The 13371-nt window shown below is 66.0% G+C and carries 14 protein-coding genes and 1 riboswitch; of the genes, 2 read left to right on the forward strand and 12 right to left on the reverse strand.

Going from position 1 to position 13371, the window contains the following annotated elements:
* Positions 1-574: 574 nt before the first annotated feature.
* From QQS14_RS11545 to QQS14_RS11565, 5 genes are all read right to left on the reverse strand, one after another.
* Positions 575-1435, reverse strand: a complete 861-nt coding sequence (locus tag QQS14_RS11545; RefSeq protein ID WP_285907152.1) for an Mrp/NBP35 family ATP-binding protein — start codon at positions 1433-1435, stop codon at positions 575-577.
* A 125-nt stretch (positions 1436-1560) separates the two neighbouring features.
* Complete coding sequence (locus QQS14_RS11550; RefSeq protein ID WP_285907153.1) at positions 1561-1764, reverse strand: NifB/NifX family molybdenum-iron cluster-binding protein; 204 nt, start codon at positions 1762-1764, stop codon at positions 1561-1563.
* Positions 1765-2075: 311 nt separating this feature from the next.
* On the reverse strand, positions 2076-3401 hold the full coding sequence (locus tag QQS14_RS11555; protein WP_285907154.1) for a sigma-54 interaction domain-containing protein: 1326 nt from the start codon (positions 3399-3401) through the stop codon (positions 2076-2078).
* Positions 3402-3550: 149 nt separating this feature from the next.
* Complete coding sequence (hypB, locus tag QQS14_RS11560; protein ID WP_285907155.1) at positions 3551-4210, reverse strand: hydrogenase nickel incorporation protein HypB; 660 nt, start codon at positions 4208-4210, stop codon at positions 3551-3553.
* 53 nt (positions 4211-4263) lie between these two features.
* Positions 4264-4617, reverse strand: coding sequence for a hydrogenase maturation nickel metallochaperone HypA/HybF (locus QQS14_RS11565; protein ID WP_285907156.1), 354 nt, complete (start codon positions 4615-4617; stop codon positions 4264-4266).
* Positions 4618-4825: 208 nt separating this feature from the next.
* Here QQS14_RS11565 and QQS14_RS11570 point away from each other — a divergent pair, with 208 nt between their 5' ends.
* Complete coding sequence (locus tag QQS14_RS11570; RefSeq protein ID WP_285907157.1) at positions 4826-6718, forward strand: sensor histidine kinase; 1893 nt, start codon at positions 4826-4828, stop codon at positions 6716-6718.
* Positions 6719-6853: 135 nt separating this feature from the next.
* A riboswitch (FMN riboswitch) is annotated at positions 6854-7002 on the forward strand.
* A 118-nt stretch (positions 7003-7120) separates the two neighbouring features.
* A complete protein-coding gene (gene ribB / locus QQS14_RS11575; protein WP_285907158.1) occupies positions 7121-7774 on the forward strand; it encodes a 3,4-dihydroxy-2-butanone-4-phosphate synthase in 654 nt (217 codons plus the stop codon).
* An 86-nt stretch (positions 7775-7860) separates the two neighbouring features.
* Here ribB and QQS14_RS11580 read toward each other — a convergent pair whose 3' ends face one another.
* The 7 genes from QQS14_RS11580 to rplU form a co-directional block, all read right to left on the reverse strand.
* The gene (locus tag QQS14_RS11580) at positions 7861-8004 is read right to left on the reverse strand and encodes a hypothetical protein (protein WP_285907159.1); all 144 of its coding nucleotides are present in this window, start codon (positions 8002-8004) and stop codon (positions 7861-7863) included.
* Between the two features lie 166 nt (positions 8005-8170).
* The gene (locus QQS14_RS11585; RefSeq protein WP_285907160.1) at positions 8171-9121 is read right to left on the reverse strand and encodes an Lcl C-terminal domain-containing protein; all 951 of its coding nucleotides are present in this window, start codon (positions 9119-9121) and stop codon (positions 8171-8173) included.
* A 9-nt stretch (positions 9122-9130) separates the two neighbouring features.
* Positions 9131-10288, reverse strand: a complete 1158-nt coding sequence (locus QQS14_RS11590) for an MFS transporter (RefSeq protein WP_285907161.1) — start codon at positions 10286-10288, stop codon at positions 9131-9133.
* 11 nt (positions 10289-10299) lie between these two features.
* On the reverse strand, positions 10300-11463 hold the full coding sequence (proB, locus tag QQS14_RS11595; RefSeq protein ID WP_285907162.1) for a glutamate 5-kinase: 1164 nt from the start codon (positions 11461-11463) through the stop codon (positions 10300-10302).
* Positions 11464-11553: 90 nt separating this feature from the next.
* Positions 11554-12630 carry a GTPase ObgE gene (gene obgE, locus QQS14_RS11600; protein WP_285907163.1) on the reverse strand — a complete coding sequence of 359 codons (1077 nt, stop codon included), beginning with the start codon at positions 12628-12630 and terminating at the stop codon, positions 11554-11556.
* A 109-nt stretch (positions 12631-12739) separates the two neighbouring features.
* Complete coding sequence (gene rpmA / locus QQS14_RS11605; RefSeq protein WP_013515775.1) at positions 12740-13009, reverse strand: 50S ribosomal protein L27; 270 nt, start codon at positions 13007-13009, stop codon at positions 12740-12742.
* Positions 13010-13028: 19 nt separating this feature from the next.
* Complete coding sequence (gene rplU / locus QQS14_RS11610; protein WP_285907164.1) at positions 13029-13340, reverse strand: 50S ribosomal protein L21; 312 nt, start codon at positions 13338-13340, stop codon at positions 13029-13031.
* Positions 13341-13371: the final 31 nt, after the last annotated feature.

Raw genomic sequence — 13371 nt, forward strand, 5'->3', positions numbered from 1 at the left:
CCTTGTGCTTCGGGCGTATCCTTAGAGCCCTTGATATTGGATATGAGTAACCGTTGCCGCGCCTGTGCCTCATTTTGTATTTCTTCACCACTGATTTTGGAATCCTTTGCCAGCGGATGCCTTTTGCGCATCTTTGCGATATAGTGCTTCCATGAACAAACCAAATATTGAAAATAACCGTTGGCAAATAGTCAAAAATTGGTGCCGCAATTGGCTGGTCAGCCCCTTTATTCTGTTGCAGCAATGGGCGACCTCAAAAACGTGGATGAGGTGGGGCCAATTCACAAAGGGCGGGTGGCTTCGGCATGAATGGTTACCCAATCTCCTGAGGCATCCGTTTTTTGTGACTATGTGCGGAGTTATAGGGACCGGTATAATGGCGATCATTGTATGGAACTGTACTGCAGGTGAGAAATAGCGATTCATTTTGTGCTACATACTATCAATAATACGACGTCTCGAAGAAGCACAACGAAAAGGCTCCCAAAAATTGGGAGCCTTTTTTTCAACATTTATGGGAAACGCCTTGGGGCGAACCCGGCCTTTTTCATTATCTGCGAGACAAGACGGCGGTCTAGTCCGGGAAGGCGAGCAGGGGTTCGATGACCTGCTGCATGGCCTTGCCCGTGGCCGTGTCGCGGTGGACCTTCATGAAGGGGTAGCCCTCGTCGCCCGAGGCAGTCACCGCGGGGTCCAGGGGGATGCGGCCCAGGAAGCGGACGCCGGATTCCTTGGCCAGTTCCTCGCCGCCGCCGGTGTTGAAGATGTTGTGGACCGCGCCGCAGTCCGGGCAGGCAAAGCCGGACATGTTCTCGACGATGCCGAGGACGCGGTTGCCCAGCTCGCCCACAAAGGAGACCGAGCGGCGCACATCGTCCACGGCCACGCCCTGAGGGGTGGTGACGATGACGGCGATGGCCGTGGGGCCGAGGGTCTGGAGGGTGGAGAGGGGCTCATCGCCCGTGCCGGGGGGACAGTCCACGATGAGGAAGTCGAGGTCGCCCCACATGACGTCCTCCACGAACTGCTTGATCAGGCCCATCTTGACCGGGCCGCGCCAGATGACGGCCTGCCGGTCGTCCTCAAGCAGGAAACCCAGCGACATGACCGAGAGGTTCCGGCTCCAGGGCACGGGCTCCATGATCTGGTCGCCCATGTGGGGCTTCTGGCCCTTGAGGGAGAGCAGGCGCGGGATGCTCGGGCCGTGAACATCCACGTCGAGCAGGCCGACCTTCTTGCCCGCCAGGGACAGGGCCACGGCGATGTTGGCGGCCACGGTGGACTTGCCCACACCGCCCTTGCCGGACATGACCACGATCTTGTGCTTGATGCGGCCCAGGGTCTTCTGGAGCTTTTCGTCGACCTTGTCGCATCCCTCGGCGCCGGAACAGCTGCCGTCCGGCGCGGCAGAGGCGCACCCGCTGCATTCGCTCATGTTGATCTCCTGAAAAAAACGGCCCAGGGCCGTGTGAAGGTGGTGATGGTTCCGGGCGTCAGGCCCGGGCAAGCCCAAAGAGATACCCACAGTCTGGGAAAAGTCAAACCCGGCCCGTGCCGCCCTCAGGGGCAGCCGGGCGCGCCGGGCATGGTCATCCGCGAGAGGCTGTCGTGGTCCAGAGCGTCCACCACCTCGCGAATGCCGCCGGTGAGCCAGGGGATGACGCGCACCCCGCCCTGTTCGAGCAGGGCGCGGGTGTCGGCGCAGATGGCGCCGCACAGCAAAAGGGATACCCCGCAGGCCAATATGGCGGATGTCCTGTCCATAGGGTCCTTTGAGGGAAGGGATAGGCGGCCTGCGGGGTAAATTGTGTCGTCACGCATTTCAAACAGCTTGTACTCGTCTGCGTTTTCGCAGACAGAGGCCAGACGGTCCTTGTAGCACGCCAAACAGAGCAGCGTTCCGGTTTCATGCCGCATGAGTTGCACTTCGCCAGGACCAATCCGACATGCCCGAAGAGAGCACCAATCGTGCCATCGAAATATGTAGAATGATTTCAACTGAGTGCCAGAGCGGCAGAGGTGCGGGCGGGCGAAAAATACGTCCGCTCAGGGCTGTGTGGGCAAATTATTCGCCCTTACTCGTCCGTGTCGTCGGCCAGAAGGCGGCGCAGGGTGTCCTTGGAGATGCCCAGTTCCCGGCAGGCGGCCATTTTGCGGCCGTTGTGGCGCTCCACGGCGCGGCTCGCGGCGCGGCGCTTGATCTCCTCCATGCTGCCGTTCAATCCGTCGCCTGGCGCGGCGCGGCCGCCGGGATGCAGGTACTCGGGCAGGTGCTCCACCTGGATGAAGCCCGTGGCGCAGAGGATGAAGGCGTATTCGAGGATGTTCTCCAGCTCGCGGACATTGCCCGGAAAGTCGTGGCGCATGAGCAGGTGGAGCGCATCGCCGCTCAGGCCGCGCACGCCCTTGCCCTGAACCGCGTTGAACTCGTCCACGAAGTGGTCCACCAGCAGCGGGATGTCCTCACGCCGCTCGGCCAGGGGCGGCAGGCGCAGGGTGACCACGTTGAGGCGGTAGAAGAGGTCCTCGCGGAACGCCCCTTGGGCCACCCGGGCGGTCAGGTCGCGGTTGGTGGCCGCCACCACGCGCACGTCCGCCTTGATGGGGGCCACCCCGCCCAGGGGCTCGTAGGTCTTTTCCTGGAGGAAGCGCAGCAGCTTGACCTGGAGGTTGCCCGGCAGGTCGCCGATCTCGTCGAGGAACACGGTGCCGCCCTCGGCCAGGGCGATGCGGCCGGGCTTGTCGGCGCGGGCGTCGGTGAAGGCCCCGGCCTTGTAGCCGAAGAGTTCGGATTCGAGCAGGGTGTCGGGCAGGGCGCCGCAGTTGACGGCCACAAAGGGGCCGTGCTTGCGCGGGCTCAGGGCGTGGATGGCCCGGGCGAACAATTCCTTGCCCGTGCCCGAGGGGCCGAGGATCAGGGTCGTGGCCTGGCTGGCGCTGACCTGGGGCAGGATGCCGAAGAGCTTTTCCAGCGCCGGGCTGCGGCCCACGATGTCCTCGAACCGGTAGAGGGCCTCGACCTTGCGGCGCATGACCTGGATCTCGGTCAGGTCGCGGAAGGTCTCCACCCCGCCCACCACCTCGCCGCTGGCGTTGCGCAGGGCCGAGGCCGAGATGGAGACCGGCACGCGGGTGCCGCCGCCCCGGACGATGAAGATGGACTTGTTGATGACCCGGCCGCCCTGGCGGATGCAGTGGGCCATGGCGCACTGGCCGTCGCACAGGCTTGAGCGCAGCACGTCCCAGCATTTGCGGCCCAGGGCCTCGTCGGCCGGGATGCCGGTGATGCGCTGGGCCGACTCGTTGAAGTAGGTCACGTTCCAGTCGGCGTCCACGGTGAAGAGGCCGTCCGCGATGGAGGCGAAGACCTCCTCAAGAGGCAGGTTTCGGGGAAAGGACATGGCCCGACCATACCTCCTGGCGCGGATTCTGCCAATGGGGCGCGGCGGCCTTTCGCCGCCCGGACGCGAAACCCCCTCCGCCCGGGGGCAGAGGGGGTGGAAGTCTTGGCAATATTCAATGTCGGCAACGCCCCGACCTACCCGTCGGCCTAGAGCTTTTCGGCCCGGCGGGCGCGCAGCCAGTCGTACCAGGCGTTCATGTTTTCGCCGGTGCGGGCCGACACGGTGATGACCTCGATGTCCTTGTTCAGCTTGCGGGCGTGGCCTGCGGCCTTTTCCAGGTCGAAGTCCACATAGGGCAGGAGGTCCACCTTGTTGAGCAGCATGACCGAGGAGATGTGGAACATGAGGGGGTATTTTTCGGGCTTGTCGTCGCCCTCGGCCACGGACAGCAGCGTGACCTTGTAGTCCTCGCCCACCTCGAACTCGGCCGGGCACACGAGGTTGCCCACGTTTTCCACAAAGAGGATGTCCACCTCGTCCATGTCCAGGGCCTTGATGGCGTCGAGGACCATGCCCGAATCCAGGTGGCAGCCGCCCTCGGTGTTGATCTGCACGGCCTGGGCGCCGGTGGCGGCCACGCGCCGGGCGTCGTTGTCGGTTTGCAGGTCCCCTTCGACCACGGCCATGCGAAACTCGTCGCGCAGGTCGGTCAGGGTGCGTTCAAGCACGGAGGTCTTGCCCGCGCCGGGCGAACTCATCAGGTTCAGACACAATATTTTCTTGGCCTTGAATGTGGCGCGCAGTTCATCGGCGAGCCGGTCGTTGGCTTCGAGCACGTTGCGGATAATGGTCACTTCCTTGGACATGGGGTACCTCTTCTCGTTGCGCCGGGGCTGTGAAAAACACGCGGGCCTGGCCGCTACTCGTCGTCGATCTCGATGGAGTCGATGAGCATCTCCTTGCCTTGCAGCACGGTGTGGCCAAGCAGCGCCTCGCATTTGGGGCAGGGCATGCACCGCGAATGGTCGGGGCTGAACTCCTCGCCGCACTCGCCGCAGGCCACCCGGATGGGTACCTCGACCACTTCGAGCTTCGAGCCGTCGAATTCGCCGCCGGGCGTGAGGGCGTCCCAGGCAAAGATGAGGGATTCCGTGACCACTCCGGCCAGTGCGCCGTTCTTGATCACCACTTTCTTGAGCCGGTGGCCGTCGTGCTTGATCATCTCCTCGCGCAGGATGCCGAGGATGGATTGGACAATGGACATTTCATGCATGGAGAGATCGCTTACCCCATAAACACGATGGGGGCAAGAGGGCATGAACGCCTTGATCAAACACGACTTTTCAGGGCGGAAATAGCGACAAGTGAGTCATGGCGTCCGGTTATGTCGTTGCGCCTCCCCGGGAAACCGGGTAGGATGATCAAACGCGCAACCTTCCGGCGGCGCTGCCCATCCCCGGCCAACCCCAGCGCGAGGAACCATGCGGCTCAGACAGATCACCTTCATCAGCATCGCCATCCTCACCCTGGTCTTTCTCGCCATCGAGGTCTGGGTCGCCAGTTCAGTGGTCAAGGACGGGTTCGATTCGCTGGAGCGCGGCTTTGCCGCGGCCGAGGCCCGGCGGGTCAGAAACGGCGTCCTGCGCGAGGTCCAGGCCCTGGACACCTTTGTCTGGGACTGGGCGTCCTGGGACGACACCTACCATTTCGCCCGCACCGGCAATCCTGACTACGTCGAATCCAACCTGCCCATCGAGACCTTCAGCAACCAGTCCCTTTGCGCGGTCATCATCGCCGACGTGGAAGGGCGCGTGGTCTTTGGCCGCGCTCTGGACGCGGAGGGCGAATACGACGGCGCGCTGCTGGCCGATCTGGTGGCGGCCATGGGCCGGGGCGACCTGCCCGCCGCATCGCCCGGGGTGGAGGAGGAGGCGGGCCGGGGCGGCCTGCTGGTCCTGCCCGAGGGGGCCATGCTCATCGTGCGCCGCGACATTCTCGACTCGCAGGACAACGGCCCGCCCTCGGGGCGCATGCTCATGGCCCGTCGGCTGGACGACGCCATGCGGCAGGCCATCTCCCTGCGGCTTGAACTGCCGGTGGTCTTTCATCCCCTGGTGGACGGGCGGTCCGCCCCGGGCCTGGACGGCGGGTTGGTGGCGTCGCTGACCGTCGGGGAAGGGACTGCGGTCGTGCCCCGCGACGGCGAGACCATCGACGCCTATGCCCTGCTCCGCGATATCGGCGGCCATCCCGGGCTGGTGGTCCAGGCCGTGGGCGGCCGGGCCATTTCCAAGAAGGGCCGCGTCGTTGCCAATCTGAACTTCATGATCCTGTCCGCCGCGCTGGTGGCCTTCGGCCTGCTCGTCTTCTATCTGCTGCGGCGCAAGGTGCTCTCGCGGGTGGAGAGCCTCAACAGCCAGGTCCGGGCCCTGGACATGACCGGCGCGGGCGGGGTCCACATTGATGGGCGCGACGAGATCGCCGAGCTGGCCCGCGACATCAACGCCATGTTGGCCCATATCGCCGAGAGCCGGCAGGCGCTCCAGGCGGCTCATGACGACCTGGAAAGGCGCGTGGCCGAGCGGACCGTGGAGCTTGAGGAAGCCAACCGGGAGCTGAAGTGGCTCGATCAGGCCAAGTCGCACTTTCTCTCGTCCACGTCCCATGAGCTGCGCACTCCGCTCACGTCCATCCTCGGCTTTGTCAAGCTCATGGAGCGGACCTTCAAGGAGTCCTTCGGGCCGAGCCTTGAGGCGTGCGACGAGCCGCCGGAGCGCATCGCCAAGCACCTCCAGAATTTCAAAATCGTCAGGACCGAGGCCGAGCGCCTGAGCCGCCTGATCAACGACCTGCTCGACTTCAGCAAGATCACGGCGGGCCGCATGGACTGGCAGGAAAGCGACGTGCGGGCCGACGAGCTGGTGCGCGACGCCGTGGCCGCCATCTCGGGCCAGCTGGACGGGAATCCTGACCTTGCGCTGGTGGAGGACGTGCCCCCGGACCTGCCCCTGCTGCGCGTGAGCCGCGACCGGATTCTCCAGGTACTGATCAATCTGCTCGGCAACGCCGTCAAGCACACCGAGCGCGGGCACATCCGGGTCTCGGTCCGGGCCGTGGCCGACGCTGTGGAGTTTTCCGTGGCAGACACGGGCATTGGCATCCACCCCGATGACCGGGAGCGCATCTTCGAGGTGTTTTTCCAGTCAAGCCAGGCGCATCCCCCGTCATCGCGGCCCGTGGGCACCGGGCTCGGGCTGGCCATCTGCAAGGAGATCATCGAGCATTACGGCGGCTCCATCCGGGCCGAATCCGAGCCCGGCCAGGGCAGCGTCTTCACCTTCAGCCTGCCGCACTCCCTGGTGGTGCCGCTGTGAGAGCGGCGGTGCGCCGCGATCAGCTCCGGGCTTGATACCAACCCCGATCCGAGCCTGACATCAACTTCGATACGGGCTTGACATCAACCCCGATACGGGCTTGACATCAACCCCGATCCGGGCTTTGCTGGCCCCGCTTGTTCTCAGGGCGGGGTGAAAGTCCCCACCGGCGGTGATCCGGCCTTGGCCGGAAAGCCCGCGAGCGCTCCCCCGGGTGGGGGAGGTCAGCAGACCCGGTGCGACTCCGGGGCCGACGGTAACAGTCCGGATGAAAGAGAATGAGGCAGTCCGCTCCGTGCCCGGGTGCTTGCGCCTGGGCCGCGCCTGCTCCCGCGCGCTTGCGCCGGGAGGCTGTCTAGTCATGCGCCCTGATTCACCCTGACTCTTGCAAGGAGTTGCACGATGAATCAGTCCCTGCTCACCCGGTTCGGCACACCCGCCGAACGTGTCGAAAACGCCCTGGCCGCCCTGCGCGACGGCCAAGGCATCCTGGTCGTGGACAACGAGGACCGGGAAAACGAAGGCGACCTCATCTTCGCCGCCCAGACCCTGACCGCGGCACAGATGGCCCTGCTCATCCGCGAATGCAGCGGCATCGTCTGCCTGTGCCTGACCGAGGGAAAGGCGCGGGCGCTGAACCTGCCCATGATGGTGGAGAGAAACGGCAGCCGCCATCAGACCGCCTTCACGGTGTCCATCGAGGCCGCGCCCGGCGTGACCACCGGGGTCTCGGCCTCGGACCGCACGGCCACGATCCTGGCCGCGGTGGCCGACGGGGCGGTGCCGTCCGACCTGGTCAGCCCCGGCCACGTCTTCCCGCTGCGCGCCCGGCCCGGCGGGGTGCTGGAGCGGGCCGGTCATACCGAGGCCACAGTGGACCTGACACGGCTGGCCGGGCTCGCCCCCTGCGGCGTGCTCTGCGAGTTGACCAATGCTGACGGCACCATGGCCCGCCTGCCAGAGATCGTGTCTTTTGCCGACCGCCACGGCTTCCCTGTCTGCGCCGTGGAAGACATCATCGCCTACCGCCGCGCCCGGGAGCGGGCAGCCGCCTGACGGCATACAGCCCGGCCATGAACGTGAAGCGGGCCGCCCATCCTGTGAGGATGGGCGGCCCGCATGATTGTGGTCGCGGAGTCGGTTCAGGCCAGCACGAGTCGGTAGAGCACCCTCTCGTAACAGGAGCACACGGCGCGGGCCGGGGCGTGGCCCATGCCCAGGCAGCGCAGGCGACAGTAGACGTGCAGCGGATTGAATTTGTGTTGCAGATGCGCACGCAGCGACATGGTTTACCTTCCTTGCTTGCCGCTCTTATCGGCAAGATCCGGGCAGAGGATTAGCCGGGGCCGAAAAAAACGGGTATGACGCGCCGTTTGCCCAGACAAACTGATTCCGCTTATTCCATCGGGGCCTTGGAGTCAAGCCTTTGGGGCGGGCCAGCGGGGCGGGGCATCAGGCCGGGCCGGACACGGCCCAGACATGAAACCCCTGGTCGCCCTTGTGGGCCACACCCACGGCTCCCTTGTGCAGGTAGAGGCACATGGCCCAGTCGCGCTCAAAGGCGCTGCTGGTGGACGACCAGTACGCCTCGGCCGGGTGGTCGAAGGGATGGCCCTCGGGCAGGGCCGGGCTGTGGCGCGAGGCGTCCACCAGGGATTCCAGTTCGCGGATGGTGGGCAGCCGCCAGGTGGCGGTGCCGCCCGGTCGCTCCCGGTCCAGGCGGTTGATCGTGGCAAAGGCCTCTTCCCAGCCAGTGGGACCGTGGGCCAGGTCGGCGCTTGCGGTCCAGGTCAGGCCGGTCAGGGCGTCGAGCACCACCGGGCCTTGCCGGACGAGGCGCGGCCTGGGCCAGGGGGCGTTGACCGAATCGCCCGCGCCGGTCACGGGCAGCACCGGGCTTGCGCCGCGCACGGGCCAGACCAGCTCATATCCGGTGCGGCTGCCCCAGAACATGCGGCCGCCCGAGAACTGGACATGCCAGACCTGGGCCGGGTGCATGGCCGACACGGTCGAGGTCCAGTACCAGCCGCCGAAGACGTTGACAAAGGGATGGCCCGCTGGCAGGGCCGGGCCGGTCTGGTCAAAGCAGATGAGGCTGAAAAGCTCGCGCCGGTCCGGCAGGCGCCAGTCATTGTGCCCGGCGTGAGCGCTTTGGTTCATGGTCTTGATGAAATCGTGTCCTTCCTGCCAGGAGAGTGGAAAGCTCGCAGCATTGGCATCGCGCAGCCAAATCAGGCCGGTCAGGCGGTCCGTGACCACGTCGTCGGACAGGGCGAACCGTTCCGGTCCGGGCGCGGCATGGGCGAAGAACTCGGCGTCCTGTCCGGTTCCGTGGCATGGGATGGTCGCGCCGGTGGCGTCGGCGCAGAAGGTTTGTCCGGTGGGCAGCGGCGGGTGGGGCATGGCCCCAGGTTACTCCTGAACCCAGAAAATCGCCAGGAGCAGGATGACGGCCGCGCAGACCAGCCCGCCCGCGAACACGCCGGTCATGCCGAAGAGGGCGTAGAGCCCGCCCATGACCAGGGGGGCCAGGGTCTGGGCCAGACGCAGCAGCAGGCCGTTGGCGGCCATGAACGCGCCGCGCTGCTCCATGGGCGCGATGGTGGCCAGCATGGTCATGATGGTGGGAATGTTCAGCCCCTGGGCGAGGCCGAAACAGATCACAGGCGGGATGACGTGCCACAGGCCCGGCGCGTTGGGGGTCAGGATCATGGCCAGGGCGTAGAGCACGGCCGAGGCCATGAGCAGTCTGCGCTGGCCGAACCGCTCCGCCAGCGGGCCGAGCAGGAACGAGGCCGCGCCCGAAAAGCCCGAGGCCACCAGGAAGACCATGCCGATGGTCATGGCCGTGGCCTGATGGGACTGGCGAAGGAGCACCGGCAGATAGGTGACGATGGGGCCGTAGAGGACCATGAAGGTCATCAGGGTGGTGGCGAACAGGGCGAGCACCTGCCGGGTGCGGATGCGCTCCCATGCCCCGGCGAGGTAGTCCCTGAAGCTGCCCTTGCTCCGGGGTTCGGGCGCGTCGAGATGGCGCAGCACCACCAGTCCGAGGGGAATGGCCATCAGGGGCAGGATGAAGGGATACTGCCAGCCGAGCATGGCCAGCACCCCGCCCAGAGCCGGGAAGCCCGCCGTGCCCATGGACAGGACCGAGGCATTGTAACCCATGGCCCGACCCCGCTCCGGCCCCTGGTAGAGGTCGCCGATGATGGTGCCGTAGAGCACGCCCAGCGGGGCCGCGCCCACGCCCTGGAGCAGACGCAGCACCAGAAGTTGTTCGATGGTTTGGGCGAAGAAGCAGGCAAAGCCGAAGATGCCGAAGAGAAACAGGGAGGGAACCAGCACGGCCTTGCGCCCCAGCCTGTCGGCCAGGATGCCCACCAGCGGGGCCAGGAGCGCGCCCGGCAGGGTGAAGGCCGCGATGACCAGCCCGATGCGGGACGGGGTGATGCCCAGGCCGTCGATCATGTCCGGCAGGGCCGGGATGATGCTTGAGACGCCCAGAATCGCCATCAGCGTGACGCCGAAGACGAGCTGGAGGTTCTTGTCGAGATAGAGGCGGCGCAAAACAGTCCCGGTCAGATGGCGGCGTCGAGCAGCATGTTGTCGCGGTGCACGGCCTCGTCAAAGGTCACGGGGCCGATGGTGCGGGCCAGCTCATCGGTGCGCAGGCCCTTGATCCGGTCCAGTTCGTTGGAGGAGAAATTGGTCAGGCCCACGCCCAGCCGGTCGCCGTCCAGGGTCTCGATGAATACCAGGGCCCCGCGCTCGAAGCATCCCCGCACCGAGCGGATGCCGATGGGCAGCAGGGATTTGCCCTTGCCCACCAGGGCCCCGGCCGCGCCACGGTCCACCACGATGGCCCCGGACGGGTCGTCGTGGTAGGCGAGCCAGAATTTCTTGCTGGACACGGTCCGGTCCTCGGGCAGGACCAGGGTGCCGCACTCCTGGCCGTCGAGCACGGCCGCGAGGTCGAACTCGCCCCGGCCCGAGACGATGACCGTGGGCACGCCCAGCTGGGCCGCGCGTCGGGCCGCGCGCAGCTTGGAGTACATGCCTCCCGTGCCCACGCTGGTCTTGCCGTCGCACATGGCCTCGATGTCGAGGGCGGCAATGGCCTCGATGCAGGGCATGGGCCGGGCGTCCGGGTTGGTCTCGGGGTTCCTGTCAAAGACGCCGTCCGCGCTGGTCAGGTTGATGAACAGATCAGCCCCGACCAGCCCGAGACACATGGCCCCGAGCGTGTCGTTGTCGCCGAACTCCAGTTCCTTGACCGACACGGTGTCGTTCTCGTTGACAATGGGAACCACGCCCCATTCCAGGAGGCGCTCCATGGTGTTGCGGGCATTGAGGAAGCGCTCGCGGTTCTTGAGACCGCTGCGGGTGAGCAGCACCTGGGCCGTGATCTTGCCGTGGACGGCAAAGGCCTCGTCGTAGTCGTGCATCAGGCGGCCCTGGCCGATGGCCGAGGCGGCCTGACGCGAGGGCAGATCGCCGAAGGTCTTGCCATTTTTTCTGGGGGCGCGCTCGCGGATGCGCTGGCGGCCAGCCGCCACCGCGCCCGACGAGACCAGGACCACGTCAAGCCCCCGGTCGCGCAGGGCGGAAATCTGTGTCGCGAGGCGGCTGATGGCCTGCGGATTCAGGCCGTCGCCGGTGGTCAGCACGGCGCTGCCCACCTTGATCACCACCCGCCTGACATGGGCGAGCAGCGCTTTTCTGTCCACGGGTGTCTGCGTCATGGGGCGCACGGTACAGCATCTTCCCGGCGGGTGGCAAGGGCCGATGGCCCCGAGATGAGACCCGGTGTCGCCATGGCGCGGCCCCACCGGTCAGGCGGGCCGGACGTCTTCGCCCGATCCGGCGTCGGCAGTAGGGGGGGTGGCCGTTTCCAGTGCGCGCAGGGTGCGCCACATCTCGTCCAGGAGCACCTCCACCCCTTCCCCGGTCAGGGCGGAGATGAGGAAGATGCGCTGGCCCGAGGCCGCCACCTTGTCGCTCAGGTCGGCCAGTTCGTCCGGGCTCAGGGTGTCGATCTTGTTGATGACCCGGATCTGGGTCCGGTCTGCCAGCTCCGGGCTGTATTCGCGCAGTTCCTGGTTGAGCATGTCGTAGCCGTCGGTCGGGTCGTCGCGGTTCAGGTCCTCGGCTGCCAGGATGTGGACCAGGAAGCGGGTGCGCTCCACATGGCGCAGGAAGGTGATGCCCAGGCCGAGGCCCGCGCTGGCTCCCTCGATGAGGCCCGGGATGTCGGCGATGACCATGCGCTCGAAGGCGTCGTTTTCCACCACGCCGAGATTGGGGTGCAGGGTCGTGAAGGGGTAGGCCGCGATCTTGGGCCGGGCGGCCGAGACCTGGGAGATGAAGGTGGACTTGCCAGCGTTGGGCAGGCCGAGCAGACCCACATCGGCCAGGATCTTCAGCTCCAGGCGCAGCCGTTTTTCCTCGCCGGGCCAGCCGGGCTCGGCATAGCGCGGGGTGCGGTTGACCGAGGACTTGAAGTGGAGATTGCCCCGGCCGCCGTCCCCGCCCTTGCAGATGACCACCTCGGTGCCGTCCTCCACCAGATCGGCGATGAGCCGCTCGTCGGTGGTGCCGTCCTCGTTCTCAGTGATCTCGTAGATCAGGGTGCCCACGGGCAGGTCCACATAGAGGGGCGGCGCGGCCTTGCCGTAGCGGTCTCGGCCCATGCCGCCCTGGCCGTTCTTGGCGAAATAGTGGCGGTGCAGGCGGAAGTCGTAGAGGGTCATGAGCCGGTTGGTGCCGCGGAAGATCACGTCGCCGCCCCGGCCGCCGTCGCCGCCGTCCGGGCCGCCCTTGGGCACGTTGGCCTCGCGGTGCAGGCTGGCACAGCCCTTGCCGCCATTGCCCGACCGCACGAGGATGGTCGCTTCGTCAACAAATCGCATGGAACCTCCCTGCCGCGCCGGGCCATCGCCCGCTTCCTTGCGACAACGCAAAAAACGGGCAGGGGGCGCCCATGACGTCCCCTGCCCGGATGAGTCGGTTTCCCCTGAGCTACGCTTCGGCGGGGACCACGAGCACGCGGGTCTTGACCACCCGCTGGCGCGTGTATTTCTCGAACTTGACCACGCCGTCCACCAGGGCGAACAGGGTGTAGTCCCTTCCCATGCCCACGCCGTCGCCGGGGTGGAACTTGGTGCCGAGCTGACGCACGAGGATGTTGCCGGCCAGGACTTCCTGTCCGCCAAAGCGCTTCACGCCGCGTCTTTGTCCGGCGCTGTCGCGACCGTTTCTGGAACTGCCACCAGCTTTTTTATGAGCCATGGTATCCTCCCCTCAGGCACTAGGCCGTGATGGATTTGACTTTGATTTGGGTGTAGTCTTGGCGGTGACCCTGGGTCTTGCGGGCGTCCTTCTTGGGGCGCTTGTGAAAGACCACGATCTTCTTGCCGCGAATGTGCCCGAGGACTTCGCACTCGACCTTGGCGCCCTGAACGAACGGTGCGCCGAGTTTGGTCTCGCCGTCCTTGTCGAGCAGGAGGACAGAGTCGATGCTCAGTTTGTCACCGGCTTCGGCCTTGAGCAGATCCACATTGAGTTCAAGACCTTCTTCAACGCGGTACTGTTTCCCGCCGGTCTCGATGATAGCAAACATAGTTGGAACCTCCAATTCGTAAGAGGAGGCA

The organism is Pseudodesulfovibrio pelocollis (genome assembly GCF_030282845.1).
GTDB lineage: Bacteria > Desulfobacterota > Desulfovibrionia > Desulfovibrionales > Desulfovibrionaceae > Pseudodesulfovibrio > Pseudodesulfovibrio pelocollis.